Source organism: Sphingopyxis sp. (assembly GCF_051861155.1).
GTDB lineage: Bacteria > Pseudomonadota > Alphaproteobacteria > Sphingomonadales > Sphingomonadaceae > Sphingopyxis.
In genome coordinates this window covers 187,432-212,564 of sequence record NZ_JBHYDE010000004.1, presented here as the reverse complement: position 1 = coordinate 212,564, position 25,133 = coordinate 187,432, and the positions used below count along the sequence as shown (strand labels likewise).

The following is a 25,133-nucleotide window of genomic DNA, read 5'->3' as shown; positions in this document are numbered from 1 at the left end:
CGATGACAATTTTTTTGTGCGCTGCACAAAAATATCCTTGAAATCGCCGAACCACTCCTATATTGTGCACTGCAACATAAAGGAGTTCTACCCATGGCTACCAAGATGGATAGTGCCGAAAAGGCTTTCGAAGCCGCGACGCTGGAAACCGCCGCCAAGCCGGTGGACGTTCCGGCTGCCCCCGCCGTTGTCGCTGCGCCCGCAGCGGTGAAGGCTGCGGCGCCTGCCAAGATCAAGACGGTGAAGGCAAAAGCCAAGCCGGCCGCGAAAAAGGCCGCTGCCCCCAAGGCAGTCGCCAAGAAGGTTGCCCCCAAGAAGGCGGCCGTGAAGAAAATTGCCCCGAAGATTGCCCCCAAGGCCGCGCCGAAGCCGGTTGCCGCCGTCAGCAAAGGAATCAAGACCATGAACGACACCGTCAAGAAGTTCGCCGACGAAGCGAAGACCCGCACCGAAGCCCTGACCGCCGACTTCAACGAGAAGGCCAAGGAAGCGATGGCAAAGACCAGCAAGCTCGCTGAAGAAGCCGTCGAATTCAACAAGGCAAACGTCGAAGCGCTGGTCGAAGCCGGCAAGATCGCTGCCAAGAACATGGAAGTTCTGGGCCAGGAAGGCGTGACCTTCGCTCGCAAGAGCTTTGAAGACACCACCGCCGCGCTGAAGGGCTACACCGCCGTCAAGACCCCGGCCGACTTCTTCAAGCTCTATGCCGAAAACAGCAAGAAGGCGTTCGACGCCGCTGTCGCCCAGACCTCGAAGACCAGCGAGCTGGTCGTCAAGATGGCGAACGACAGCTTCGCGCCGATCTCGAACCGCGTTTCGGTCATCACCTCGAAGATGAAGGCCGCCTAAGGCGCTTTCACCTTCCGTTGGCGCGGGCATTCCCCCTCCCTCCCCGCCTGCGCTGACACCCCCAAGGCCGCTCGCTTCCCCCGGAAGCGGGCGGTTCTTGTTTTGACGGTCAGTCGAACCCCGGCTGGCGAACAAGAGGTTAAAAACCGCGCGCGCGCCCCTTGCGCTTCGCCCGCCGCTTGCGATATTCCTGCCCATGATGCTTCCAGTTTCGATCACCTCCCCTATCCGCGCCATGGCGGAGTCAAACAATGTCCGCGCCATGGCGGACAAGGACGAAGGCTCGCCCGGCACCCCCGGCGTCGGCATCGCGACGCGCACCCGCGCGAAGGCGAAGAAGCCGTCGATGTACAAAGTGCTGCTGCTCAACGACGATTACACCCCGATGGAATTCGTCGTGATGGTGCTCCAGCGCTTTTTCAACATGGACATCGAACAGGCGACGCAAGTGATGCTGCACGTCCACCAGCAGGGCGTCGGCGTGTGCGGCGTGTTCAGCTATGAGGTCGCCGAAACCAAGGTCAATCAGGTGATGGACGCCGCGCGGCAGAACCAGCACCCGCTGCAATGCACGCTGGAAAAGGCGTAATCTAACCCGCGCGCCGCGCCTGCTCCGCCCGCAGCGCCGCCGATGGCTCGCCCTTCAAATCGCCATAACCCAGCAGTTCACCGCAACCCGGACACACCATTGCCGTCCCGACATCGGTGCCGCAGGCGCGGTGGATGTAGCGCATCGCCGGCCCGCCGCCGGTCTCGCCGTCGCGATACGCCCAGCGTTCGGCCCAGCCGCGCATCGCATAAAGCACGTCGAACAGATCCTTGCCCTTGGCGGTCAGCCAATATTCGTGGCGGACGGGCCGCTCCTGATAGGCGCGCCGCTCGACCACCCCTTCGCTTTCGAGCAGCTTGAGCCGCGCCGAAACGAGCTGCGGGCCGAGGCCGGTGTTCGCAGCGATGACCTCGAACCGCCGATTGCCAAAGAACAGGTCGCGCAGGATGAGCAGCACCGCGCGATCGCCGAGAAGTTCGGCCGACCGCCCGACGGGGCAAAAGGTTGCGGACAGATCGGCGCGTTTGGGCAAACACTGTTCTCCTGGGCCGTTCCCCGGCGAAAGCCGGGGTCCAGAGCGGCAACCACGGCCTTCGCCTTCTGGACCCCGGCTTTCGCCGGGGAGCAGAAAGGAAGCAAGCTGCCAAAAAAATCTCTTGTCACTATGATTATCATAGTTACTATCGGACGCAAGAGGAGATTCGTTTATGTCCGCAGCCGTCATCATCGGGGCCGGCGACGCCACCGGCGGCGCCATTGCCCGCGCCTTCGCCGCCGAGGGCCTCACCGCCTGCGTCAACCGCCGGACACGCAACGCCGACCAGCTCGAAGCGCTGGCGCAGTCGATCCGCGATGACGGCCACAAAGCTCGCGCCTTTCCCGGCGATGCGCGCAGCGAGGACGACATGATCGCACTGTTCGATCAGGTCGAGGCCGAGGTCGGCCCGGTCGAGGTCGCGGTGTTCAACATCGGCGCCAATGTGAATTTCCCGATCAGCGAGACGACGGTGCGCGTGTACACCAAAGTGTGGGAAATGGCGTGCCTCGGCGGCTTCCTGATGGGGCGCGAGGCGGCCAAGCGGATGACGCCGCGCGGCCGCGGCACGATCATCTTCACCGGCGCGACCGCGTCGCTGCGCGGCGGGTCGGGCTTTTCAGCCTTCTCGGGCGCGAAAGCAGCGCTGCGCATGCTCGCGCAGTCGATGGCGCGCGAACTCGGGCCGCAGGGCATCCACGTCGCGCACACGATCATCGATGGCGCGATCGACACCGACTTCATCAAGGGCCGGCACCCCGATTTCGATAACGCCAAGGCGCAGGATCTGATCCTCAACCCGGCCGCGATCGCCGCCAACTATGTCATGCTCCACCGGCAACCGAAAAGCGCGTGGACGCACGAACTCGACCTGCGCCCCTGGGGAGAAAAATGGTGACCAGAACCCTCGAACTCATCTTCGATTTCGGTAGCCCCAACGCCTATCTGTCGATGAAGGCGCTGCCCGAGCTACTCGACCGTACCGGCGCCGACCTGGTCATTACCCCCTGCCTGCTCGGCGGTATTTTCAAGGCGACGGGCAACAAGGCGCCGATGATCCAATATGCCGACGCACCGGCGAAACTCGCCTATGAAAATCTGGAGATGCGACGCTTCATCGCAAAACATGGCCTGACCAAATTTCGCCTTAACCCGCATTTCCCGGTCAACACGCTGACGATCATGCGCGGCGCGATCGTCGCGGGCGACGAGGGCGTGCTCGACGATTACATCGACGCGGTGAACCGCGCGATGTGGGAGGACGGGCTGAAGATGGACGATCCGGAGGTGATCGCAGCGTTCCTGTCGGCCAACGGCTTCGACGGCCCGGCGCTGCTCGCGCGAACGCAGGAGCCCGAGATCAAGGCGAAGCTGGTCGCCAACACAGAGGCCGCGGTCGCCCGCGGGGTGTTCGGCATCCCGACCTTTTTCGTCGGCGACGCGATGTTCTTTGGCAAGGACCGGCTGGGTCAGGTCGAAGAGGCACTGCTGGCATAAGTTCAGCCCCCAATAACGTCATCCCGGCGAAGGCCGGGATCTCAACCCGGCGTCATATCGCGACGGCGAGATCCCGGCCTTCGCCGGGATGACGGATAGAAACGCAGAAAACGCCGCTACGAGAAATCGAGCTGGATGATCTCGCTCGGCGTCGCACGGCAATACATCTCGACCGATTTGGCGCCGTCGGGGTAGGTGGCGGTCATTGCGGCGCGGATCCGCCAGCCGCCATTGCCCTGCTCAAGCGACACCAGCTTGTCATAGGACAGCTTCGTCCCCCCGGTCACCCCGATCTGCCGCGCCGCGTCGGTCATGCAATTCTGTACCGACGGCCGCGACGCGCTGGGCAGGCCGCTCAGGTTCGCGCTCAACGTCGCCGGGCCGCGCGGCGGATGCGTCGCCGCGCTGTCCTCGGTCGTCCCGTCCGCCGATTTTTTCTTCTTGCTGAGCAGCAGCGCGAGCAGCCCGCCGGCCACGACCACCCCGCCGATGATCAGCCCGGTGCTCGGCCCCTTGTCCTTTTCGGGCCGGGTCGGCTGCACATCGCGATAGCCATAAGCGAACTCGGCGCGGCAGCCCTTGTCGACCCAGATATAGTCGCCGGTATAGCCCCATTGCCGCCCGGCGTTGCACTTGCCGCCAAGCTTGCGGACCAGATCGACGCGATTGTTCGTCGGAACATTGCACTGCTCATAACCTTTGCCGCGCGATTCGCAGCGCAGCGTCCCGGCATAATCATCGACCGGCTGCGGCAGCGGGGTCGGATAGCCGCCGCTATTGGCATAACCAAAACCGAATTCGGCGCGGCAACCGCCCGACACCCAAATCTGGTTTGCGGTCCAGCCCCAGTCGCGCCCCTTCGAGCAGCGCCCGCCGATCACGCGGAGCAAGTCGACGCGATTTTCGGTGCGCACCGTGCAACGCTGGGTGGTGTTGCCTCGCGATTCGCAGCGGATCGTCCCCGCATAACCATCATAACCCGGCCGCGGCGGCTGAATCTGCGGTCCTCCTGGGGGCGGATAGGGATAGGTCGACTGCGGCAGTGCCGGAACGGCCAGCTGGCTGGCGATCAACGCTGCTGACGTAACGATCGTGACGACATTGTTCCGCATGATCCTCTCCCCTGTGAATAGTCGCTCCGGTTCGCATCACCCCTGATCGACCCGCCTATTGATGGGGATAGTTTCATATTTGGGACCGGAAAGCCACGGCGAACGCCGTTAAGCTCCTGCCACTCCGCTTAGCCCCGCTTGCGCGCCCGCGCCCGTGCGCTAAAGACAGCCGATGGATCAAATCGTCATTCGCGGCGGCCAGCGACTCAAGGGCCGTATTCCCATCTCCGGCGCCAAGAATGCGGCGCTCACCCTGCTGCCCTGCGCGTTGCTCACCGACGAACCGCTGACCCTGCGCAACCTGCCGCGGCTCGCCGACGTCGACGGGTTCGGGCACCTGCTCAACCAGCTCGGCTGTTCGACGACGATCGAGGGATCGCGGCCCGAGGATTTCGGCCGCGTGATGACCGCGCGCACGACCACCCTCACCTCGACCGTCGCGCCGTATGACATCGTGCGCAAGATGCGCGCGTCGATCCTCGTGCTCGGCCCGCTGCTCGCCCGCGCGGGCGAGGCGACGGTGTCGCTGCCCGGCGGTTGTGCGATCGGCAACCGCCCGATCGATCTGCATCTGAAAGCATTGGAAGCGTTCGGCGCCGAGATCGAGCTTGCGTCGGGCTATGTGAAGGCGAGCGCGCCGGGGCGCGGACGCTTGCCCGGCGGCAAATTCACCTTCCCCGTCGTGTCGGTCGGCGCGACCGAAAATGCGCTGATGGCCGCGGTGCTCGCCAAAGGCACTTGCGTGCTCGAAAATGCGGCGCGCGAACCCGAGATCGTCGACCTGTGCAACTGTCTGGTCGCGATGGGCGCGCATATCGACGGTATCGGCACCGAAACGCTGACCATCGAGGGCGTCGACCGCCTGCACGGCGCGACCTATCGCGTCATGGCCGACCGTATCGAGGCGGGCAGCTATGCCTGCGCCGCGGTGATCACCGAGGGCGACGTCGAGCTGGTCGGCGCCAAAGCGAGCGAGATGGAAGCGACGCTGAGCGCGCTGCGCCAGGCGGGAGCGACGGTCGAGGACACCAAGACCGGCATCCGCGTCGCCATGTCGGGCCGCGCCGAACCCGTCACGCTGTCGACCGCGCCCTATCCGGGCTTTGCGACCGACATGCAGGCACAATTCATGGCGATGGCGACGCTCGGCAAGGGCGCGTCGCTGTTCACCGAAACGATTTTCGAGAACCGCTATATGCACGTGCCCGAACTGGCGCGCATGGGCTGCGACATCGACGTGCGCGGCCGCAGCGCGGTGGTGCGCGGGGTCGATCACCTCGTCGGCGCGCCGGTGATGGCGACCGACCTGCGCGCTTCGATGAGCCTGATCATCGCGGGGCTGGCGGCCAAGGGCACGACCGAGGTCAACCGCGTCTATCACCTCGACCGCGGTTACGAGCGGCTCGAAGAAAAGCTTCAGGCGGTCGGCGCCGACATCGAACGGATCAGCGCGGGGTAAGCCGCTCCGCGCGGCCATAGGCCCCGCGCACGTCGCGCTTGATCCAGTCGCCGAGCAGTTTCAGATAGCCGTCGGTGATCCGCGTGACCTGGCGTTCGCCGTCGGCGCCGGTGGTATATTCCCACATGCCATGATCGGTCTGGGGAAAGAGATAGACGTCGACCGGCTTGCCCGCCTTCGCGAGGCCGAGCAGCGCCCCGCGCGTCGTTTCGATCGGCGCCTCGCGATCCTCGCCCGCCAGCACCCACAGCAGCGGCGCGTCGAGTTTGTTGAGCGCCGCAAGCGCGTCATAGTCCCAGATCAACTCCAGATTGTCGAAGCGCGCGCGGCCGACGCGGCGCAGCTCGTCGTTGGGCATGCGCGCCATCGCGCCGCTATGTTCGCCCACGATCGCCGCCGCCCAGGGCCTGTCTGCCATGTCGCGGCGAACGGCATCCAGGTCGTCATAACCCGCAGCGAAATTCGAAAGCAGCAACTTGCCGGTCGCCTGCGACAGCCGGTTGACGAGCTGGACAGCATCATCGCCCAGCCCCGCCGCGCGCACTTCCGACACCATCTGCTCGCGGTCCTCCTCGATCGGCGACGCCACCAAGCCGAAACCGACCGCGACAAAATCGGCCTTCGTCACCGTCGCGGCGCGCGGCGCAACCCAGCCGCCTTGGCTGCCGCCGAAAAAACCGGCGCGGCCGAAGCGGCCCTTTGCCATGGCGCGACTCTGGTCGAGCGCGTTTGCCGCATCGGCGGCGAGCAGTTCGAAATTCTGGGTATATTCGCCGTCGGAGCCGCCGGTGCCGCGCTTGTCGTAAACAAAGACCGAAATCCCCTGCGCCGCCATCGCATAGCCATAGATGCCGCCAATCGGCGAGGTGCGTTCAGACCCGTGCACCATCACGACCAGCGGTCGTTTCGCGTCGAGCGCGCCCGGCGGCTCGATCAGCACCCCGGTCATCTTCGTCCCGACGCTGTCGAAGGTCGTCGGCGTCTCGCGAAAGGCGATCGGTTTCCACGTCCGCCCCTGTACGCTCACCTCGCCGGTACCGCATGCCAGCGGCGCACCGGCATCCGACGTCGCGCCACGGCGGCCGTCGCGGAACAGATAGCGCAGCGCCGGTTCGGGCACCGCAGGCGATTTGACGAGGACGACGAAATCGCCGTCGGGTGCAGCGTAGGTGCCGGGCAGGCAAGCCGTCTGGGCAAAAGCGGGCGCAGCGGGAAGCGCGGCGAGGAGGAGCAGGGTGCTGGCAACACGGTTCATCGCACCGTCCTAGGAAAACAACACACCTATGGCAACCGCGTCTCGCGCTGGACCGGAACCGAAACGCTGTTGCCGCTGACCGAAGGGCGTTCGGGGCGTTTCGCCACCGCAATCACCAGCCCGATCAGCGCGACCACGCCGCCACCGATCGACAGCGGCGCCCAACGATAGCCTTCGAACAAGGTCGAAAACCCCATCGCGATGATCGGGATCAGCACGCTCGACCAGGCCGCCTGCCCCGGCCCGACGGCGCGAATGATGTTGAAATAGAGCGGGAAGGTCACCGCACTCGCGATGACCCCCAGGTAGAAGACGCCGCCCAGATAGGCCGCGGTCGCCCCGATCACCGGCGGCCCGGTCGTGACCCAGGCGAATATCGCATCGCCCAGCGCGCCAAACAACATCGCCCAGGCGATCATCACCACCATCGACTGCGCGCGCGCGATGTTTGTTCCCTGCATCACATTGGAAACCGACGCGATCATCACCCCGCACAACGTCAGCGCCGTACCGATCAGCACTTCACCCGCGCCGACATTCGCCACGCGATATTCGTGGAGGATCATCATGCCGACCCCGACGATCGCAATCCCGGCGCCGAGCAGAAAACGCGCTTCGATCCGGGTTTTAAGGAAAGCGCGGCCGAGCAGCGTGTTGGGGACGATCAGCAACGCAAACAGCACCGCCACCAGTCCGGACGTAATATGCTGTTCGGCGCGATAGACGAAGTTGAAGTTGAGCGCGAACTGCGCCAGCCCCAGCAGCGCGGCAAAGCCCCAGCCCGCCCCCGACAGCGTCAACCGCTCGCGGCGCCATGCCGCATAGGCAAACATCGCCGCCGCCCCGACAAAGAAACGATAAGCGACCGACCAGCTTGGCGGCACGACGCCCAACTGCCCGGTGATGACGATCCACGTCGATCCCCAGATCAGGGTGACGAGGAGGAACGGAAAAAGGACGCGCGGCGTCAGCAGGCCGGGCTGCGCACTCATAGCGCCGCGATCGCGGCCGCCAGCGGCGCGACCGCCTTTGCATCCTGATCCCAGCTGACGACCAGCCGCGCGGCGCCGTCGCCCCAGTCGTAGAAATCGAACCCGGCGCTGCGCAGCTTCGCCGCCTCTGCGGCGGTCAGGCGCACGAACAGCTCATTCGCCTCGACCGGGTGCATCAGCCGGTCGCCGCACGCCATCGCCAGCGTCGCCGCCCCGGCGTTGGCGGCGCGCGCGTTGGTCAGCCACAGATCGTTCGTCAGCATCGCGCGGATCTGTGCCGCGACAAAGCGCCCCTTGCTGAGCAGGTGCCCGCCGCGCTTCTTCAGTTCGCGCACCCCCGGCCCGCCGCTGCCGCCGAAAAAGACGATCGCCTCGGCCATCATCGCGCCATTTTTGGTGAAGCCGAACGACAGCGCATCGACCCCGGCGCGCCAGGTGACGTCGGCGGGCGCGCAGTCCAGATAGGCGACGGCGTTGGCAAAGCGCGCACCGTCCATGTGCAGCTTCATGCCCTTGCCCTTGGCGATCTCGCTGATCTCGCCGATTTCCTGCGCCCGCCAGGCCAGGCCGTATTCGGTCGCGTTGGTGATGCTGATCGCGGCGGGCTGGACCTGATGCACATCGTTGCGGATGCTGCGGATCCGCGCCTTCAGCGCTTCGGCATCGATCTTGGCGCCGCGCCCGGGCAAGGTCATCAGCGTGGCGCCGCCCGAATAAAAGGTCGGGGCGCCGCATTCGTCGACCTCGATATGCGCTTCTTCGTAGCAGAGGATGCCCTGCCATGGCCGCACGAAATGGGCGAGGATGATGCTGTTCGCCGCGGTGCCGGTGGGAATCCACACGACTTCGCAATCGCTTTCGAACAGTTCGGAAAAGGTCGCGTCGAGCGATTGGCTGAGCGCGTCGCCGTCATAGGCCGTATCGACATGATTGGCGGCCGCCAGGGCTTCCATCACCGCCGGATGAACCGTTGCAGCATTGTCGGAGAAAAAGCGGGTCGCAGTCACGAATCGCGCCTTAGCGCAGGTCCGGGCGTCATGCTAACCCTTCATTCCCGTTGCGTTTGATTATCAGTGCCGCGCCAGGCGTCGCCGGGCGGGGGCGAAGAGGCTCAGGAGGAAGGACGGCGGTAGATCCAGCGGCCGAAGGTCCGCGACCGGCGGACGAGATAGTCGCCCGGCCACATCAGGCGCGAGCGAACGCCGTAGCGATCGACAAGCAGGCCGAATCGCGGGAGCGCCAGGCGGCAGCGCTGCCATTCATAGTCGGACTGATCGAGGGTGGCCTGATTCTGCATTGCTTCACACTCATGCTATGCCGACCCCTCGCTGATTTCTTCTATATTCTCACAGACTTATTATCACTCACCTAGCATCATTGCGTGGCAAGACCATGACATCATGACGCGGAGCAGCGCGACTGGTTCCCATCCCGGCGCGGTAGTGCCGCGATAACGCGACGAAGCGATCGCGCCGCCCACCGGCAGCACGCCAGAAGGCGGTCGCGACGATGATTCGGTGGTTTAGCGGTCGCGCTTGGCGAGCAGCTTGAGGCGCAGCGCGTTCAGTTTGATGAACCCCGCCGCGTCCTTCTGGTCATAGGCGCCCGCGTCATCCTCGAACGTCACATGGCGCTCGCTGTACAGGCTGTTCGGCGACTTGCGCCCGACGACGTTGGCGTTGCCCTTGTAGAGCTTGAGCCGGACGGTGCCGCTGACCTTTTCCTGGCTATGGTCGATGGCCGCCTGCAGCATCTCGCGCTCGGGCGCGAACCAGAAGCCGTTGTAGATAAGTTCGGCATATTTCGGCATCAGTTCGTCTTTCAGGTGCGCGGCGCCGCGGTCGAGGGTGATGCTTTCGATGCCGCGATGCGCGCGGGCGTAAATCTCGCCGCCCGGCGTCTCGTACATGCCGCGCGACTTCATGCCGACGAAGCGGTTCTCGACCAAGTCGAGGCGGCCAATGCCGTGCTTGCGGCCCAGATCGTTGAGCGCGGCGAGCAACGTGGCGGGCGACATCGCCTGACCGTTCAGCGCCACCCCATCGCCGCGTTCGAAATCGACGGTGATATATTCGGGGGTGTCGGGCGCATCCTCGGGATTGACCGTGCGCGAATAGACATAGTCGGGGGTTTCATCCCACGGATTTTCGAGCACCTTGCCCTCGCTCGAGGTGTGCAGCAAATTGGCATCGGTCGAAAACGGGCTTTCGCCGCGCTTGTCCTTCGGCACCGGAATCTGGTGCTGTTCGGCCCAGGCGATCAGCGCCGTACGGCTGGTCAAATCCCATTCGCGCCACGGCGCAATCACCTTGATATCGGGGTTCAGCGCATAGGCGCTGAGTTCGAAGCGCACCTGGTCGTTGCCCTTGCCCGTCGCCCCATGCGCGACCGCATCGGCGCCGACTTCCTTCGCGATCTCGACCAGCCGCTTCGAAATCAGCGGCCGCGCGATCGAGGTGCCGAGCAGATAATCGCCCTCGTACCGCGCATTGGCGCGCATCATCGGAAAGACGAAATCGCGGACAAATTCCTCGCGCAGGTCGTCGATATAGATATGTTCGGGCTTGATCCCCATCAGCTCGGCCTTGGCGCGCGCGGGCTCCAGCTCTTCGCCCTGCCCCAGATCCGCGGTAAAGGTCACCACTTCGCAGCCATAGGTGACCTGCAGCCACTTCAGGATGACGCTGGTATCGAGGCCGCCCGAATAGGCGAGGACGACGCGTTTGAAGGACTCGGACATGATGGCACCTTTGGCACAGGACAGACGCGGGCGCGGCTAGCAGCCCGCCGCGCAGCGCGCAACCGGCGCATGTATGTTGCCGCTCGGCGCACTTTATTCGCTTGGCCGCCCTCGCCGCCGCCGCTAGTAACAAATGATACCTTATAACGCCGAAGAGGATCCCTATGCGCCTGACCCTTGCCCTGACCTTCGCCGCTCTCGCCGCCTTTAGCGCTGCCAGCCCCGCCGCCGCCGAAGAGGGCATGTGGACCTTTGACGGCGTCCCGACCGATGCGATCCGCAAGGCCTATGGCTGGGCGCCCGACGCGCAATGGCTGGCACGGACCCAAGCCGCCGCGGTGCGGCTGACCGGCGGCTGTTCGGCCTCGTTCGTGTCGGGCGAGGGGCTGATCCTGACCAATCATCATTGCGTCATCGGCTGCCTGCAAAATCTGTCGACCGCCGACAGCGATCTGGTCGCGGGCGGTTTCAATCCCGCCGACCGCGCGCGCGAACGCAAATGCCCGGGGCAGCAGGCTGAAGTCGTCACCTCGATCACCGACGTCACCGGCGACATCCAGGGCGCGATTGCGGCACTGACCGGCGAAGCATTGGTCAAGGCGCGCGACGCCCGCATCGCCGAAATCGAAGCGACGGGCTGCACCGATCGCGCCAAGACGCGCTGCCAGGTCGTGACGCTGTTCGGCGGCGGCCAGTACAAGCTGTATCAATATCGCAAATATAGCGACGTCCGCATCGCGTGGGCGCCCGAGTTCCAGGCAGCATTTTTCGGCGGCGACCCCGATAATTTTAACTTCCCGCGCTACGCCATGGATGCAGCGTTCCTGCGCGCTTACGAGGACGGCAAGCCCGTGGCGACGCCCACCCACCTCAAATGGAACGCACGTGCGCCACAGGAAGGCGAGATCACCTTTGTCGTCGGCAACCCCGGATCGACCCAGCGCCTGCTGACCGAAACCCAGCGCGAATTCCAGCGCGCCGAACGCCTGCCGCTGACGCTGATCCTGCTGTCCGAATTTCGCGGCCGCCTGATCGCGAGCATGGAAGGCGATGCCACCAAGACCCGCGAAGGCGGCGACGAGCTGTTCGGATATGAAAACAGCTTCAAGGCCTTGTCGGGGCAGCTGCGCGCGCTAAACGATCCGGCCTTTACCGCCAAACTGGCCGCCGAGGAAGCCGATCTTCGCGCGCGCGTTAAGGGCAATGCCGAAATCGGCGATCCCTGGTCCGAAATCGACAAGGCGATCGCCGAACGCCGCAACACCTATCTCGACAGCGTGTTCCTGCAGGGCGGCCCGACCAGCTATTCGACGCTCGCCGGCTATGCGCAGACACTCGTCCGCGCGGCGGCCGAACGCAGCAAGCCCAACAATGAACGCCTGCCCGGATTCACCGATTCGGCGCTGCCGCTCACCGAAAAGCGGCTGACCGATCCGGTCCCGACCTATCCCTGGCTCGAAGAGCTGGGGGTCGGATTCTGGGCCAGCAAGGCGCGCGAATATCTTGGCGCCGACAATGGTGACATCAAAACGCTGTTGGGCAAGGAAAGCCCCGAAGCGCTCGGCAAGCGGCTGGTGACGGGCACCAAGCTTGCCGACCCCGCCTATCGCAAGCAATTGTGGGAAGGCGGCGCCGCCGCAATCGCAGCGTCGGACGACCCGATGATCCGTTTCTTTGCCCAGCTCGACCCGCGCGCCCGCGCGATCAAGACGGCATATGACCGCGATTATGACGCGCCGGTCACCGCAGCGCAGGCGCGGCTCGCCAAGGCGCGCTTTGCCGCCTATGGCGACAAGCTCTATCCCGATGCGACCTTCACGCTGCGCCTGTCCTACGGTCAAGTGAAGGGCTGGGACGAGCGCGGCAAGCCGGTGCCAGCGACAACCGTGATGGGCGGCACCTACGATCGCGCGACCGGCCAGCTCCCCTACAAGCTCGCCGAAGGGTTTGTGAAAGCCGAACCGCGGATCGACAAGAATGTCGTCTATGACTTCGTCACGACCAACGACATCATCGGCGGCAATTCGGGATCGCCGGTGATCGCGCGTGACGGCAGCGTGATCGGGACGGCGTTCGACGGCAACATCCACTCGCTCGGCGGCAACTTCGGCTACGACGGAACGCTGAACCGCACCGTCGTGGTATCGACGGCGGCAATCCAGGAGGGGCTGGAGAAAATCTGGCCCGCCCCGGCGCTGGTCGCCGAACTCGCGGGCAAGCGCGCGAAGCGCTGATCGCACGGTCGACGCGGCGCGGCGGGGTCGGTACAACCGACCCCGCCCCGCCGGTCGGCATCCTCAGCCGACGCGCGTCCAATCCATGAACCAGCTGTCGTCCCAGCTTTTGCCGCCGTCGCGCGACGTCCCCTGATACCAGCGGCAGCTGGTCGGCGTGATCCGGTCCCACACGCCGCGATAAAGCTCCGGCCCGCTCGCGCCTTCACCTTCCGACAGGAAGGTGCCGACGCCGTCCTCGAACACACCAATCTGCCCCGGCACCGCGACGACGCCCGATTTGGCGTTGACCCAATGGTCGGACCAGATCTTCTTTTCGACGTCGAGCAGGCGCAGCCCCATCCCTGAAAAACCGCGCGCCGGGATGCGCAGTTCCTCGACGCTGGCGATGCCGTTCAGGATGGCGATGACGGTCGCTTCGCCCGGAAATTCGATCCAGGTTTCGCCTTCGCGAAATCTGTTGTGGATGCGCCATTCGCCGGTCAGGAAATCGAAGTCGCCGGGCTTGCCGACAGGCGCCGGGTTGATCGCGGCGGAAACGGCGGCGGGGATCAGGCTGGACATAAAAGCTCCTGTTGCGAAAGTGATCAGGGTTCGCCGGTCAACCGTCGCCCCCGCGTAGGCGGGGGCCGCCTGCAGTGGCGAGCCTTCGGCGCTGCAAAGACCGAGAGCGGCCCCCGCCTTCGCGGGGGCGACGGTAAAATCGGACATCGGGCATTTCCTTCAGGACCATAGGTACGCCCGTTATCCTGACATTTTCTGTCAGTTATTTTCTGCTACAGCGAATAATGCGCGCGAGCCGCCTCCTGTCGATCCTGATCCTGCTGCAGCTACGCGGGCGGCTCACCGCGGCGGGTCTCGCCGCCGAGTTCGAGGTGTCCGAACGCACCATCTACCGCGACATCGACGCGCTTTCGGCAGCGGGCGTCCCGGTGTACGGCGACCGCGGCCCCGGCGGCGGGTTCCAGTTGCTGGGCGGCTACCGCACCCAGCTCACCGGCCTGTCGGCACACGAGGCCGAGGCGATGGCGATGATCGGCCTGCCCGGCCCGGCGAGCGAACTCGGCATCGGGGCGGCGACCAGCGCCGCGCACCACAAGCTGATCGCGGCGCTGCCGGGCGACGGCGGCGCGCTCGCCGACCGCATGGCGACGCGCTTCCACCTCGACGCCGTCGACTGGTATCGCGGCGGCGAAGCCCTGCCCCACCTGCCCGCGATCGCGCGCGCGGTGCTCGACCAGCACGCGCTGTCGATGCGCTACGACAGCTGGCAGGGGGTGCGCGACTGGACGGTCGATCCGCTCGGCCTCGTCCTGAAAGCCGGCATCTGGTATCTGGTCGCGCGCGGCGGCGACAAGGCCCGCATCTTTCGCATCGCCAACATCGACCCGCTCGCGATCGGCACAACATCCTTCGACCGCCCCGCCGACTTTCATCTCGCGCGCTGGTGGCAGGCCGAACAGGCGCGGTTCGAGGGCGAATTGTTCGCGACGCGCGCCACCGTTCGCGCCTCGCCCGACGGGTGCAAGCGGCTGGCGGCGCAATCGCCGCGCGGCGCCGAAGCCGTCGCCGCGGCCGGGGTGCCGGCCGCCGACGGCTGGCGCGCGATCGCGATGATGGTCGAGGACAGCGACCATGGCGCGCGCGACATGCTGGCGCTGGGCGCCGAGGTCGAGGTCGTCGCCCCCGCCAGCTTCCGCCGCCGCATCGCGGCGTTGGCGGCACAGATCGCGGCGCGCCACCGGTGACTGGATTCTGCGCGCCAAGCCGCTAATCTGACGGCGGGAGGCACATCATGGGCAAGACCGAAATCAAGACCAAAGCCACCGAAGTCGAAGTTGCCGACTTCATCGCCGCGGTGCCCGAGGCGCGGCGACGCGAGGAAGCCGCGGTCATCGACGCGATGCACCGCCGCGTGACCGGGCTCGAACCGAAGATGTGGGGGCCGTCGATCATCGGGTACGGCAGTTATGACTATACCTATGACAGCGGCCATTCGGGGACGATGTGCCGCGCCGGATTCAGCCCGCGCAAGGCCGCGCTGACGCTGTATCTGATGGGCCATTACTGCGACCGCCAGCCCGAGGCAGACTTGCTGTTCGCGCAGCTTGGTAAATATAAGGTCGGGAAATCATGCCTTTACGTCAACAAGCTCGCCGATGTCGATTTGGACGTGCTCGAAAAGCTGGTTGTGCTGAGCTGGGACGTCATGAACGAGCGCTATCCGACGTGATGGGCTTGATTGCTCGGCCATAAGCCTCGTCATTGCGGGCGAAAATATCGCTTTCCTACATTTTTTGACCATGGAATAAGCTGACGGACGAGCCACGTCGCGCCCACCGCAGCGTCCGGTGCAGCGCGCCGAGCGGGCTCGCCATTGGGCTGAACTTTACTGAACTTTGCCGTCCTGGCTCGTGACGGCGCGGTTCAAATCCCCGCATACCATTCGTAATCGATGCGGTCTTCCCAATAGCCGCCCTTGCCCGCGCCGATGGCGTCGAGGCTGGCGACCGCCTCGATCGCGTTCACATATTTGGCGTGCTTATAGCCAAGCTGGCGCTCGATCCGCAGCCGCAGCGGCGCGCCATTGGCGATCGGCAGCACCGCATCGTTGAGCGCCCAGGCGAGGATCGTCTGCGGATGCCGTGCGTCGACCATGTCGCAGCTTTCATAATAGAGCGCGTCGCCGAGCCGGTCGGCGCAGCGAAACACGATATAGCGCGCGCTGTCGCGGACGCCGGCCGCCGCCAGGATGCGGCCGAGTTGCACCCCCGTCCATTGGCCGATGGCACTCCAGCCCTCGACGCAGTCGTGGCGGGTGATCTGGGTGCGCTGCGGCATCGCGCGGATGTCAGCCATCGACAGCGACAGCGGCCGCGCCACCAGCCCGGTGACCGCCACCCGCCAGTCGGCAAAGCCGCTCGCCGCGTGCGCGGCATAGGCGGCGCCGGCGGGCAGCCGCGTCCCGTTGGGCCTGAAATAGGGCGACAGGTCGGCGCGGCTGAACTCGCGCGCCAGGGCGTTGCGGTCGATCAGCGCGCGCTGGCTGGCGCGGTTCATCTCCTCGCCCATCGACAATATCTTGCGCACCGCAGGCGCGTCGTTGATCGCATCGCAGCCCGACAGCAGCGGCAGCGTCGCCGCCAGTCCCCCGGCGCGGGCGATCAATTGCCGCCGCGGCAGGATGAATTCGCTCATAAGCCCTCGCCTCGTTCCGGCGGCAAGCGGAACCAGCCGGTCACCATCGACCGGACCTCGTTCAGCGGCCCCGCCAATAGCACCATGACGATATGGACGACAAAAAACGCGACAAGCGCCCACGCCGCGATGAAGTGGATCGACCGCGCCGACTGGCGCCCGCCGAACAGGTCGAGCAGCCACGGCGCGCTCGCGTTCAGCCCCGGCGACATGGTGAGCCCGGTCGCGATCATCAGCGGCAGCAGGAGGAAGATTACGCCAATGTAGCTGAGCTTTTGCAGGATGCCGTACCGCGCCGCCGCCTCGCCTTTCGGAAAGCGCAGCCGCGCATGGTCCTTCACATCGTGCCAGATATGGCGCGGCGACCATTCGCCGCGGCGCACGTGCAAATCCTTTCGAAGGTGGCCGCCGACCGCCGTCCACAGCATGTAAAGCGTCAGCGCGATCGCCATCACCCAGGCAAAGAACAGATGCCAGCGCCGCCCATCGGCGAGGCTGTAGCTGGTCGGGATCGTCGCCCAACCGGGAAAGGCCCAGGTCTTCTCCTCACCCGCGGCATCGGTCCAGCGGCCGAGCACCCCGGTCGTCTCGACCCGCCAGTCGCCGATGCGCAGATAGCCGCTGTCGGCGGTCGATCCGATCACCAGCCACGCCCGGTCGAAATTGGCGCCATATTCGCCCCAATAGAGCCGCGGATGCGCGTTGAAGATCATCAGCCCGCTCATCAGCAGGACGAGCAGGGTGACGGCGTTGAGCCAGTGCCAGAGGCGCGTCGGCAGCCGGTGGCGATAGACGCGCCCCGGCGGCAGCGGCGCGGGCGCCGACGGAGCGACGGGAGTTTCAGCCTCGGCCATGATCCCGGTTCGCTCCTTCACCGCGAAAAGTTACGCGACCGCCTCCGCCGCATATTCGGCGCGATAGTGATTGCGCAAACTGACCTTGTCGATCTTTTCGCTGCCCAGTTTCGGCAATGCGTCGCTCGCCATCCAGATCTTGCACGGCACCTTATATGGTGCGAGCCGCTGGCTGAGGAACGAGCACATCGCGCCGTCGTCGACGCTGCTGCCGGGCTTCACCCAGATGACCGCCCCGACAACCTCGCCCAGCCGCTCGTCGGGCAGGCCGAACACCGCGCATTCATTGACTTCAGGATGTTCGTAGATCGCGGCCTCGACTTCCTGGCAGCTGATATTTTCGCCGCCGCGGATGACGATGTCCTTTTTGCGATCGACGATGAACAAATAGCCGTCCTCATCGACATAGCCGAGGTCGCCCGAGCGGAAATAGCCATTGTCGAAAAACGCCGCCTTGGTCGCCGCCTCATTGTTCCAATAGCCCGAAAAATTGGCGACAGACCGGATACACACTTCGCCGATGGCGCCTTGCGGCAATTCCCCGCCATTGTCGTCGAGGATCGCCATGTCGACCAGCGGCTTTGACGCCGGGCCCGTCGACAGCGGCTTGGCGACATAATTTTCGTTGATGATGCCGCACCCGACCGCGTTGGTTTCGGTCAGGCCATAGCCGAGCAGCGGCTTCGCCTCCCCCATTTCGGACGCCAGGCGCCGCACATGTTCGGGCGGCCGCGGCGCGCCGCCGCCGGCGTAGCTTTTGCACGTCGACAGGTCGTAATTCTTGCGGTTCGGGCTGACCAATATCTCGTAACTCATCAGCGGCACGCCGACGAAATAATTGCACTGCTCATCTTGGATCAGCCGCATCGCCTCATCGGCGTTCCATTTCGGCATCAGCACCAGTTTGCGGCCGAGCGCGAAACTTTGCAGGAACACCGGCACTTCGGCGGTGACGTGGAACAGCGGGGTGCAGATCAAGGTCGCGGGCTGGATGTCCGACATCAGCCCGTCTTCGGTCAGCAGATGGACGATGCTCGCGGTCTGGGTGACATAGTTGAAGATCGCCTGGCAGATCGCCTCGTGGCGCGAATAGGCGCCCTTCGACTGGCCGGTCGAGCCCGAGGTGAACAGGATCGTCGCCAGATCCTGTCCGGTCAGCACCGGCAGCGTGGTCGCGGCATTGCCGCCCGCGCCGGTCAGCGGCGCGATCGCCTGATCGATCGGCTGGGTGATGTCGAGCACGACCACCTTGGCGCCATGCTGCACGCCGGGCTCGGCAAGCCGCGCCGCGCGCTGCACGTCGGCGATCACCAGCTTTGCCTCGGCATCCTCGATGCCTGCGGCCAGTTCGCCGCCCTGCCACCAGCCGTTGAGCAAGGTCGCACAGCCGCCCGCGAGCAATATGCCGATATAGGCGACGCACCAGGCATTGGCGTTGCGCATCGCCAGCCCGACGCGGTCGCCGCGCTGCACGCCATGGCCGTCGATCAGCCCCGCCGCGACCTGCCGCGCCGCGACATAGACCTGCTTGAACGACAGCCGTTCGTCGCCTTCGACCAGAAAGGTCGCGTCGCCATGCTGCGCCGCAAAAAACGCAACATAATCCGCCAGGTTGGTCGGCGCGTTGGTGATGAAGGGCAGTTGCTGGCCGAAGCGTTCGACCGACCCGACCTGGATCGGTCCGCCCGGACCGGTGATCAGATTATAGGCGGCGTCCAGGCGCAAATCGAGCGCTGATGGCATCTTGTATCTCTCCTCTTGGTCTCGCTCGCCTAACCCCTTATGGGGAGGCCTCTCCTGGGGAAGGACCGCGCGACTATATGTTTCTTTTTGCAACCTTAGCCGAAGCAACGCAATATGTGAACTTCCATGACCTGATGGGAGAAAACAGCGAGGTTGCGTTCAGCATTTTTGGCCTGCCGATCCGATGGTACGCGCTCGCCTACCTCGCCGGGATTTTCGTCGGCTACTGGTATCTGCTCAAGCTGATCACCCAGCCCGGCGCGCCGATGGCGCGGCGCCACGCCGACGATATGATCTTCTATGCGATGCTTGGCATCATCATCGGCGGGCGGCTCGGCTATGTGCTGTTCTATAACCTTGGTGAGTATATCGACGAACCGCTGGGCGTCTTCCGCTTGTGGGACGGCGGTATGTCGCTCCACGGCGGCGTCATCGGGGTGCTGATCGCGATCTGGTATGTGACGCGTAAGGAAAAGCTCAGCTTCCTGCGCTTTTGCGACTATGTCGCGTGCGTCATTCCGTTCGGCCTCTTCTTTGGCCGTCTCGCCAATTTCGTGAACGGCGAACTGTGGGGCCGCACCACCAACGTGCCGTGGGCGATCATCTTTCCCGACAGCGGCAGCATGGAGGCGCGCCACCCGAGCCAGCTTTACGAAGCGGGGCTCGAAGGACTGCTGATGATGGCGATCCTGACCTGGTTCTTCTGGCGCACCGACGCGCGCTACAAGCCGGGGTTCCTGTTCGGGATGGCGGCGATCATCTATGGCCTCAGCCGTTTCGCCGTCGAATTTGTGCGCGAACCTGACGTCCAGCTGGGCACCCTGTCGTGGGGCCTGACGATGGGGCAGACGCTGACTGTACCGATGCTGCTGATCGGCTTCTGGCTGGTGGCGACCGCGAAAGGACGCCGCCAGCGGGTCGAGCCGGTCGCCGGACCCGACAGCATTGCGTGACGGACCACCGACGCCTGCTGCGCTGATCGCCGCCATCGCCGCCGCGCGGGCGACCACGGTCGCCGATTTCATGGCGGCGGCGAACAGCCATTATTATGCGACGCGCGACCCGCTGGGCGCCGCGGGCGATTTCACCACCGCGCCCGAAATCAGCCAGATGTTCGGTGAGATGGTGGGCATTTGGATCGCCGACCTGTGGACACGTGCGGGCCATCCGGCGTTCCGCTATGTCGAGCTTGGCCCCGGACGCGGCACCCTCGCCGCCGATGCGCTGCGCACCATGGCGCGCTTCGGCTGCGTGCCGCAGACGGCCCATTTCGTCGAAACCAGCCCGACCCTCCGCGCGGCGCAGCTGGCGCGCGTCCCCGCCGCGCTCCACCATGACACCATCGACGCCCTGCCCGACGACGCGCCGCTGATCATCGTCGCCAACGAGTTTTTCGACGCCCTGCCCATCCACCAATATATCCGCACCGCAGACGGGTGGCGCGAGCATATGGTCGAACGACAAGGCGATCGTCTGATGGCCGTGCCGGGGGGCGTGCCCGCCGATGACATCGTCCCCGCCGCGCTGAGCGATGCCGCCGAGGGCAGCATCGTCGAAACCGCGCCCGTATCGGCGGCGATCATGCGCGCCTGCGCCTTTCGCCTCGCACGGCAAGGCGGCGCGATGCTGGTGATCGACTATGGCTATCGCGGCCCGGCGGTCGGCGACACGCTGCAGGCGGTGAAGGCGCACCGCTTTGCCGACCCCTTCGCCGATCCGGGCGAGGTCGACCTCACCACCCACGTCGATTTCACCGCGCTCGCGGACGCCGCGCGGCCCGCCGGGGCGGCGGTCACTGCTGTTGCGACGCAGGGCGATTGGCTGCAACGGCTGGGCATCGATGCGCGGCTGCAATCGCTGGCCGCCGCCGCACCGGCCCGCGCCGCCGAATTGCAGGGCCAGCGCGATCGCCTCGTCGAGCCGCGTGAGATGGGCGAATTGTTCAAAATGATGGCCATCACCGCACCGGGCTGGCCCCACCCCACCGGCTTCACAGGAGGCGCCGCATGACCGCGATACAATTGGCAACGCCCGGTGACGCCGAGGCGATCGCCGCCTTTGCCAACGGATCCTTCACCCACACCTTCGGCCATATCTACGATCCGGCCGACCTTGCGACCTTCCTTGCCGACTGGAACCCGCCCGTACGCGTTCGCGCGCAGCTCGCCGATCCCGGCTACGCCATCGCGCTGGTCCGCGACGAGGCGGCCGCCATCCTCGGCTATATCAAGATGGGGCCGGTCGATTTCGACCTTCCCGCCGGGCAACCGACCGGCGATGCCGTCGAGTTGCACCAGCTCTACGTCGCCGACGCCGCAAAAGGGACCGGGGTCGCGGTGGCGCTGATGGAATGGGGCATCGCCTGGGCGCGCGAGCGCGCGTCGATCCTCTACCTCACCGTGTTCACCGAGAATGACCGAGCGAAGGCCTTTTATCGCCGCCATGGTTTTTACGACGTCGGCCGCAACGAATTTCGCGTCGGCAATCATGTCGACGAAGACCGTTTTTTCAGGCTCGATCTGTGACCGCGCCGTTCGTCACCGCAGAACCGCTGGGCGACATCGCCCACGGCTTCTTCGGCCGCCGCGGCGGGGTGTCCACTGGCGGCCTCGCGTCGCTCAACTGCGGGCTCGGGTCGGGCGACGACCCGGCGCTGATCGCCGAGAACCGGCGCCGCGTCGCCGATGCGGTGCTCCCCGGCGGCGCGCTCACCGGCGTGTATCAGGTCCATGGCAACCGCTGCCGCATCGTCGATGGCGCCGCCGACCTCGCCGCGCGGCCCGAGGCCGACGCGCTCGCGACGCGCACCCCCGGCGTCCTGCTCGGCATCCTGACCGCCGACTGCGTCCCGGTGCTGTTTGCGGACCGCGACGCGGGGGTCGTCGGCGCAGCCCACGCCGGGTGGAAAGGCGCGCTCGCCGGGGTCACCGACGCCACACTCGCCGCGATGGAAAGCCTTGGCGCGCGCCGTGCGAACATTGCCGCAGCCATCGGTCCTTGCATCGCGCGCGCTTCCTATGAGGTCGATGCAGCGTTCGTGCAGCGTTTCACCGCCGACGATCCCACCAACGAACGCTTCTTCGCCGCGGGCAAGCCCGGTCATGCGATGTTCGACATCGCCGCCTATGTCGCCGCGCGCCTTGCCGCCGCGGGGGTGACCCGAATTGCCATCGGCGGGCAGGACACCTATGCCGAGGCGGAGGATTATTTCAGCTATCGCCGCGCGTGCCATAAAGAAGAAAACAGCTATGGCCGCCAATTGTCGGTGATCGGCCTGAAGGTCGAATAAGGGGGACGGATGACACGCACGCGATGGTTCGGGCTGATCGGCGGCCTGCTGACCTTCATCGTCATGCTCGCGCTGCCCGCCCCTGCGGGGATGGAAACGACTGCCTGGCACGTCGCGGCGATGACGGTGCTGATGGCGATCTGGTGGATGACCGAGGCGCTGCCGCTGACCGTCACGGCGCTGCTGCCCTTCCTGCTCGTCCCGGCCTTCGGGGTGATGGATGCCAATGCGATTGCCAAAGAATATTATTCGCCGATCCTGTTCCTGATCCTTGGCGGCGCCTTTCTGGCGCTGGCGATCGAGCGCGTCGGGCTGCACCGTCGTCTTGCGCTCGCCTTGCTCAAGCGCGCCGCGCCGACCGCCACCGGGCTGCTGTTCGCCTTCATGGCGGCGACCGCGCTGCTCAGCATGTTCATTTCGAACACCTCGACCGCGCTGATCATGATCCCGATCGCGCTCGCCGTGGTCCGCGCCGGCGGCGTGCGCGAGGGCGAGACCGAGGGTTTTGCCGGCGCGGTAATGATGGGGATCGCCTTTGCGGCATCGATCGGCGGGCTCGGCACGCTGGTCGGTAGCCCGACCAATGCGATCGCCGCGGGGCTGATCGAGAAGGCGCTCGGCCTACGGATTTCATTCCTCGACTGGGCGATCTATGGCGTCCCCGTCGTCTTGCTTGGCACCCCCGTCGCAATGCTTATTCTCACGCGGGTTCAGCGTCTTGCATCGCATCCCTTTGACGGGATCGCTGCGGCCTCCGCGCTTGGCAAACAAGCGATCTGGTCGACCGCCGAACGCCGCGTCGTGCCGATTTTCCTGATCGTCCTGGTCGCCTGGATCGCGCAGCCCTGGCTCGAACCGTTCCTGCCCAAGGGCGCGCTGACCGACGGCACCATCGCGGTGGCGGGCAGCCTGCTGCTGTTCATCCTGCCCGACGGCACCGGCCGGCCGCTGCTGGTCTGGAAAGAGGCCGACCGCGCGCCGTGGGGCGTCATCATGATGTTCGGCGGTGGCCTCGCGCTGGCCGCGGCGATCACGGCGAGCGGACTGGCCGCTTGGCTAGGTGCCGTCCTCGCGCCGCTCGGCAGCATCCCGACGATCGCGCTCGCCGCGATCATCGTCGCACTCACCATATTGATCACCGAATTCGCCAGCAATGTCGCGACCGCCAGCGGCATCATGCCGGTGCTGGCGGCGCTGATCGCCGCGACCGGGGTCGACCCGATCCTGCTGGCGCTGCCCGTCGCGATGGCGGCGAGCTGGGGCTTCATGCTGCCGTCGGGCACCGGGCCCAACGCGCTCGCCTGGGCAACCGGGCATATCGCGCTGCCGCGGATGCTGAAGGCCGGGCTGGCGCTCGACGTCATCGGGGTGCCCCTGCTGATCGGGGTCATCTGGGGTGTTGCGATGCTGGGGTGACGCGCGGACCAAAGGGCGCTAGTTGCAATAGAAACTAATCTGGCCCCAAGGAAACCCCTATGCCCCCCATCGACAACAGCGACCTCACCGGCACCACGCCGCGCCGCGCGCCCAAGAAGGACGTCACCCGGATCGGCGACCGCGAGCTGCAGCCCTCGACGCTGATGATGGGCTATGGCTTCGACCCGATGCTCTCCGAAGGCTCGCTGAAGCCACCGGTCTTCCTCACCTCGACCTTCGCCTTCGAAAGCGCTGCAGCGGGCAAGCATCATTTCGAGGGGATCACCGGCAAACGCCCCGGCGGCGCCGACGGCCTCGTCTATTCGCGCTTCAACGGCCCGAACCAGGAAATCCTCGAAGCCCGACTGGGCGTCTGGGAAAAGGCCGAGGATGCGCTGGTGTTCTCGTCGGGCATGTCGGCGATTGCCACCCTGCTCCTAGCGCATGTCAGCATGAACGACGTCATCGTCCATTCGGGGCCGCTCTACGCCGCGACCGAAACGCTGATCGCGCGCATCCTGTCGCGTTTCGGCGCGACCTACGTCGATTTCCCCGCCGAAGCGTCGCGCGAAGAAATGGACGCGATCCTTGTCCGCGCCAAGCAGATGGCCGCCGATCAGGGCGGCAAGGTCGCGATGGTCTATCTCGAAAGCCCCGCCAACCCGACCAATGCGCTGGTCGACGTCCAGGCGATGCGCGCCGCGACCGACGCCGCCTTTGCCGAAGGCGCGCGGCCGCCGATCGCGATCGACAACACTTTCCTCGGCCCGCTCTGGTCGAAGCCGCTCGCGCATGGCGCCGACATCACCCTCTACAGCCTGACCAAATATGCCGGCGGGCATAGCGACCTCGTCGCGGGCGGCGTCGTCGGCTCGAAGCACTGGCTCGGTCCGATACGCATGATGCGCAACACCATCGGCACGATCTGCGACCCCAACACCGCGTGGATGCTGCTACGCAGCCTCGAGACGATCGAATTGCGCATGAGTCGCGCCGGCGAGAACGCCGAGAAAGTCTGCGCCTTCCTCCGCGATCATCCCAAGGTCGAGGGCCTCGGCTATCTCGGCTTCCTGCCCGAAGGATCGCAGAAGCACATCTTCGAGCGCCACTGCACCGGCGCTGGTTCGACCTTCTCGCTCTTCATCAAAGGCGGCGAAGCGGAAAGCTTCCGCTTCCTCGACGCGCTGAAGATCGCCAAACTCGCGGTCAGCCTGGGCGGCACCGAAACGCTGGCCAGCCACCCCGCGGCGATGACGCACCTGTCGGTCCCCGACGCCCGCAAGGCGGCGCTGGGGATCACCGACAACCTCGTTCGCATTTCGATCGGCATCGAAGACGCCGACGACCTGATCGCCGATTTCGCGCAGGCACTCGACGCGGTTTGAAAACCACAAAACCCTCCCCCTTGAT

25 protein-coding genes are annotated in these 25,133 nt (G+C 65.6%); 14 read left to right on the top strand and 11 right to left on the bottom strand.

Features of this window, described 5'->3' with window-relative positions; all coding sequences use genetic code 11:
- Positions 1-93: 93 nt before the first annotated feature.
- The gene (locus ACTIFP_RS09200; RefSeq protein WP_439568414.1) at positions 94-849 is read left to right on the top strand and encodes a phasin family protein; all 756 of its coding nucleotides are present in this window, start codon (positions 94-96) and stop codon (positions 847-849) included.
- A 235-nt stretch (positions 850-1,084) separates the two neighbouring features.
- Positions 1,085-1,438 (top strand): ATP-dependent Clp protease adapter ClpS, encoded by a 354-nt coding sequence (clpS, locus tag ACTIFP_RS09195; protein ID WP_439568569.1) that lies wholly within the window; start codon positions 1,085-1,087, stop codon positions 1,436-1,438.
- Position 1,439: 1 nt separating this feature from the next.
- Here the strand turns inward: clpS and ACTIFP_RS09190 are convergent, their stop codons facing one another.
- Entirely contained in the window at positions 1,440-1,931 is a 492-nt protein-coding gene (locus tag ACTIFP_RS09190) for a winged helix-turn-helix transcriptional regulator (protein WP_439568413.1), read from the bottom strand.
- Positions 1,932-2,106: 175 nt separating this feature from the next.
- Between ACTIFP_RS09190 and ACTIFP_RS09185 the strand changes: the two genes are divergently transcribed.
- Both ACTIFP_RS09185 and ACTIFP_RS09180 read left to right on the top strand, forming a co-directional pair.
- Positions 2,107-2,832, top strand: a complete 726-nt coding sequence (locus ACTIFP_RS09185; RefSeq protein WP_439568412.1) for an SDR family oxidoreductase — start codon at positions 2,107-2,109, stop codon at positions 2,830-2,832.
- Positions 2,826-3,431, top strand: coding sequence for a 2-hydroxychromene-2-carboxylate isomerase (locus ACTIFP_RS09180; RefSeq protein ID WP_439568411.1), 606 nt, complete (start codon positions 2,826-2,828; stop codon positions 3,429-3,431). The genes ACTIFP_RS09185 and ACTIFP_RS09180 overlap by 7 nt, the downstream gene beginning before the upstream one ends.
- A 116-nt stretch (positions 3,432-3,547) precedes the next feature.
- Here the strand turns inward: ACTIFP_RS09180 and ACTIFP_RS09175 are convergent, their stop codons facing one another.
- A complete protein-coding gene (locus ACTIFP_RS09175; protein WP_439568410.1) occupies positions 3,548-4,543 on the bottom strand; it encodes a DUF3011 domain-containing protein in 996 nt (331 codons plus the stop codon).
- A gap of 172 nt (positions 4,544-4,715) precedes the next feature.
- Here ACTIFP_RS09175 and murA point away from each other — a divergent pair, with 172 nt between their 5' ends.
- Complete coding sequence (murA, locus tag ACTIFP_RS09170) at positions 4,716-6,002, top strand: UDP-N-acetylglucosamine 1-carboxyvinyltransferase (protein ID WP_439568409.1); 1,287 nt, start codon at positions 4,716-4,718, stop codon at positions 6,000-6,002.
- Here murA and ACTIFP_RS09165 read toward each other — a convergent pair.
- The 5 genes from ACTIFP_RS09165 to ACTIFP_RS09145 all read right to left on the bottom strand — a co-directional run bounded on the left by ACTIFP_RS09165 (position 5,989) and on the right by ACTIFP_RS09145 (position 10,989).
- Complete coding sequence (locus ACTIFP_RS09165; RefSeq protein ID WP_439568408.1) at positions 5,989-7,257, bottom strand: alpha/beta hydrolase family protein; 1,269 nt, start codon at positions 7,255-7,257, stop codon at positions 5,989-5,991. The two genes, murA and ACTIFP_RS09165, sit on opposite strands and share 14 nt — an antisense overlap.
- A gap of 26 nt (positions 7,258-7,283) precedes the next feature.
- Positions 7,284-8,249 carry a DMT family transporter gene (locus tag ACTIFP_RS09160; RefSeq protein WP_439568407.1) on the bottom strand — a complete coding sequence of 322 codons (966 nt, stop codon included), beginning with the start codon at positions 8,247-8,249 and terminating at the stop codon, positions 7,284-7,286.
- The gene (locus ACTIFP_RS09155; RefSeq protein ID WP_439568406.1) at positions 8,246-9,256 is read right to left on the bottom strand and encodes a threonine aldolase family protein; all 1,011 of its coding nucleotides are present in this window, start codon (positions 9,254-9,256) and stop codon (positions 8,246-8,248) included. Before ACTIFP_RS09155 ends, ACTIFP_RS09160 begins: the two co-directional genes overlap by 4 nt.
- A 104-nt stretch (positions 9,257-9,360) precedes the next feature.
- Positions 9,361-9,546: a hypothetical protein gene (locus ACTIFP_RS09150; RefSeq protein WP_439568405.1), complete on the bottom strand. Its 186-nt coding sequence runs from the start codon at positions 9,544-9,546 to the stop codon at positions 9,361-9,363.
- A gap of 225 nt (positions 9,547-9,771) precedes the next feature.
- A complete protein-coding gene (locus ACTIFP_RS09145) occupies positions 9,772-10,989 on the bottom strand; it encodes an argininosuccinate synthase (protein WP_439568404.1) in 1,218 nt (405 codons plus the stop codon).
- A gap of 164 nt (positions 10,990-11,153) precedes the next feature.
- Between ACTIFP_RS09145 and ACTIFP_RS09140 the strand changes: the two genes are divergently transcribed.
- Positions 11,154-13,223 (top strand): S46 family peptidase, encoded by a 2,070-nt coding sequence (locus ACTIFP_RS09140; protein ID WP_439568403.1) that lies wholly within the window; start codon positions 11,154-11,156, stop codon positions 13,221-13,223.
- 63 nt (positions 13,224-13,286) lie between these two features.
- On the opposite strand, the gene ACTIFP_RS09135 is transcribed toward ACTIFP_RS09140, so the two are convergent.
- Positions 13,287-13,787, bottom strand: coding sequence for a hypothetical protein (locus ACTIFP_RS09135; RefSeq protein WP_439568402.1), 501 nt, complete (start codon positions 13,785-13,787; stop codon positions 13,287-13,289).
- 224 nt (positions 13,788-14,011) lie between these two features.
- Between ACTIFP_RS09135 and ACTIFP_RS09130 the strand changes: the two genes are divergently transcribed.
- Together ACTIFP_RS09130 and ACTIFP_RS09125 are read left to right on the top strand one after the other, a co-directional pair.
- A complete protein-coding gene (locus tag ACTIFP_RS09130) occupies positions 14,012-14,971 on the top strand; it encodes a helix-turn-helix transcriptional regulator (protein WP_439568401.1) in 960 nt (319 codons plus the stop codon).
- A gap of 47 nt (positions 14,972-15,018) precedes the next feature.
- Positions 15,019-15,456 carry a DUF1801 domain-containing protein gene (locus ACTIFP_RS09125; protein WP_439568400.1) on the top strand — a complete coding sequence of 146 codons (438 nt, stop codon included), beginning with the start codon at positions 15,019-15,021 and terminating at the stop codon, positions 15,454-15,456.
- A gap of 194 nt (positions 15,457-15,650) precedes the next feature.
- Here ACTIFP_RS09125 and ACTIFP_RS09120 read toward each other — a convergent pair whose 3' ends face one another.
- From ACTIFP_RS09120 to ACTIFP_RS09110, 3 genes are read right to left on the bottom strand one after another with little or no spacing between them, the layout of a single operon-like run.
- Positions 15,651-16,421, bottom strand: coding sequence for a molybdopterin-dependent oxidoreductase (locus tag ACTIFP_RS09120; RefSeq protein WP_439568399.1), 771 nt, complete (start codon positions 16,419-16,421; stop codon positions 15,651-15,653).
- Positions 16,418-17,275, bottom strand: coding sequence for a cytochrome b/b6 domain-containing protein (locus ACTIFP_RS09115; RefSeq protein WP_439568398.1), 858 nt, complete (start codon positions 17,273-17,275; stop codon positions 16,418-16,420). The genes ACTIFP_RS09120 and ACTIFP_RS09115 overlap by 4 nt, the downstream gene beginning before the upstream one ends.
- Before the next feature lie 30 nt (positions 17,276-17,305).
- Positions 17,306-19,018 carry a class I adenylate-forming enzyme family protein gene (locus ACTIFP_RS09110; RefSeq protein ID WP_439568397.1) on the bottom strand — a complete coding sequence of 571 codons (1,713 nt, stop codon included), beginning with the start codon at positions 19,016-19,018 and terminating at the stop codon, positions 17,306-17,308.
- Positions 19,019-19,095: 77 nt separating this feature from the next.
- Between ACTIFP_RS09110 and lgt the strand changes: the two genes are divergently transcribed.
- From lgt to ACTIFP_RS09080, 6 genes are read left to right on the top strand one after another with little or no spacing between them, the layout of a single operon-like run.
- Positions 19,096-19,971 carry a prolipoprotein diacylglyceryl transferase gene (gene lgt, locus ACTIFP_RS09105; RefSeq protein WP_439568396.1) on the top strand — a complete coding sequence of 292 codons (876 nt, stop codon included), beginning with the start codon at positions 19,096-19,098 and terminating at the stop codon, positions 19,969-19,971.
- A complete protein-coding gene (locus ACTIFP_RS09100; protein ID WP_439568395.1) occupies positions 19,964-21,028 on the top strand; it encodes a class I SAM-dependent methyltransferase in 1,065 nt (354 codons plus the stop codon). The genes lgt and ACTIFP_RS09100 overlap by 8 nt, the downstream gene beginning before the upstream one ends.
- Positions 21,025-21,543 carry a GNAT family N-acetyltransferase gene (locus ACTIFP_RS09095; protein WP_439568394.1) on the top strand — a complete coding sequence of 173 codons (519 nt, stop codon included), beginning with the start codon at positions 21,025-21,027 and terminating at the stop codon, positions 21,541-21,543. Before ACTIFP_RS09100 ends, ACTIFP_RS09095 begins: the two co-directional genes overlap by 4 nt.
- The gene (pgeF, locus tag ACTIFP_RS09090; RefSeq protein WP_439568393.1) at positions 21,540-22,307 is read left to right on the top strand and encodes a peptidoglycan editing factor PgeF; all 768 of its coding nucleotides are present in this window, start codon (positions 21,540-21,542) and stop codon (positions 22,305-22,307) included. The genes ACTIFP_RS09095 and pgeF overlap by 4 nt, the downstream gene beginning before the upstream one ends.
- 9 nt (positions 22,308-22,316) lie before the next feature.
- Positions 22,317-23,723, top strand: coding sequence for an SLC13 family permease (locus ACTIFP_RS09085; RefSeq protein ID WP_439568392.1), 1,407 nt, complete (start codon positions 22,317-22,319; stop codon positions 23,721-23,723).
- A gap of 59 nt (positions 23,724-23,782) precedes the next feature.
- Complete coding sequence (locus ACTIFP_RS09080; protein ID WP_439568391.1) at positions 23,783-25,108, top strand: cystathionine gamma-synthase family protein; 1,326 nt, start codon at positions 23,783-23,785, stop codon at positions 25,106-25,108.
- Positions 25,109-25,133 lie beyond the last annotated feature (25 nt).

Bases quoted from the DNA above. Each gene is read 5' to 3' on its own strand.
- ACTIFP_RS09200 (WP_439568414.1), top strand. From the start codon at position 94: ATGGCTACCAAGATGGATAGTGCCGAAAAGGCTTTCGAAGCCGCGACG.
- clpS (WP_439568569.1), top strand. From the start codon at position 1,085: ATGGCGGAGTCAAACAATGTCCGCGCCATGGCGGACAAGGACGAAGGC.
- ACTIFP_RS09185 (WP_439568412.1), top strand. From the start codon at position 2,107: ATGTCCGCAGCCGTCATCATCGGGGCCGGCGACGCCACCGGCGGCGCC.
- ACTIFP_RS09180 (WP_439568411.1), top strand. From the start codon at position 2,826: ATGGTGACCAGAACCCTCGAACTCATCTTCGATTTCGGTAGCCCCAAC.
- ACTIFP_RS09175 (WP_439568410.1), bottom strand. From the start codon at position 4,543: ATGCGGAACAATGTCGTCACGATCGTTACGTCAGCAGCGTTGATCGCC.
- murA (WP_439568409.1), top strand. From the start codon at position 4,716: ATGGATCAAATCGTCATTCGCGGCGGCCAGCGACTCAAGGGCCGTATT.
- ACTIFP_RS09165 (WP_439568408.1), bottom strand. From the start codon at position 7,257: ATGAACCGTGTTGCCAGCACCCTGCTCCTCCTCGCCGCGCTTCCCGCT.
- ACTIFP_RS09160 (WP_439568407.1), bottom strand. From the start codon at position 8,249: ATGAGTGCGCAGCCCGGCCTGCTGACGCCGCGCGTCCTTTTTCCGTTC.
- ACTIFP_RS09150 (WP_439568405.1), bottom strand. From the start codon at position 9,546: ATGCAGAATCAGGCCACCCTCGATCAGTCCGACTATGAATGGCAGCGC.
- ACTIFP_RS09145 (WP_439568404.1), bottom strand. From the start codon at position 10,989: ATGTCCGAGTCCTTCAAACGCGTCGTCCTCGCCTATTCGGGCGGCCTC.
- ACTIFP_RS09140 (WP_439568403.1), top strand. From the start codon at position 11,154: ATGCGCCTGACCCTTGCCCTGACCTTCGCCGCTCTCGCCGCCTTTAGC.
- ACTIFP_RS09135 (WP_439568402.1), bottom strand. From the start codon at position 13,787: ATGTCCAGCCTGATCCCCGCCGCCGTTTCCGCCGCGATCAACCCGGCG.
- ACTIFP_RS09130 (WP_439568401.1), top strand. From the start codon at position 14,012: ATGCGCGCGAGCCGCCTCCTGTCGATCCTGATCCTGCTGCAGCTACGC.
- ACTIFP_RS09125 (WP_439568400.1), top strand. From the start codon at position 15,019: ATGGGCAAGACCGAAATCAAGACCAAAGCCACCGAAGTCGAAGTTGCC.
- ACTIFP_RS09120 (WP_439568399.1), bottom strand. From the start codon at position 16,421: ATGAGCGAATTCATCCTGCCGCGGCGGCAATTGATCGCCCGCGCCGGG.
- ACTIFP_RS09115 (WP_439568398.1), bottom strand. From the start codon at position 17,275: ATGGCCGAGGCTGAAACTCCCGTCGCTCCGTCGGCGCCCGCGCCGCTG.
- ACTIFP_RS09110 (WP_439568397.1), bottom strand. From the start codon at position 19,018: ATGCCATCAGCGCTCGATTTGCGCCTGGACGCCGCCTATAATCTGATC.
- lgt (WP_439568396.1), top strand. From the start codon at position 19,096: ATGTTTCTTTTTGCAACCTTAGCCGAAGCAACGCAATATGTGAACTTC.
- ACTIFP_RS09095 (WP_439568394.1), top strand. From the start codon at position 21,025: ATGACCGCGATACAATTGGCAACGCCCGGTGACGCCGAGGCGATCGCC.
- ACTIFP_RS09085 (WP_439568392.1), top strand. From the start codon at position 22,317: ATGACACGCACGCGATGGTTCGGGCTGATCGGCGGCCTGCTGACCTTC.
- ACTIFP_RS09080 (WP_439568391.1), top strand. From the start codon at position 23,783: ATGCCCCCCATCGACAACAGCGACCTCACCGGCACCACGCCGCGCCGC.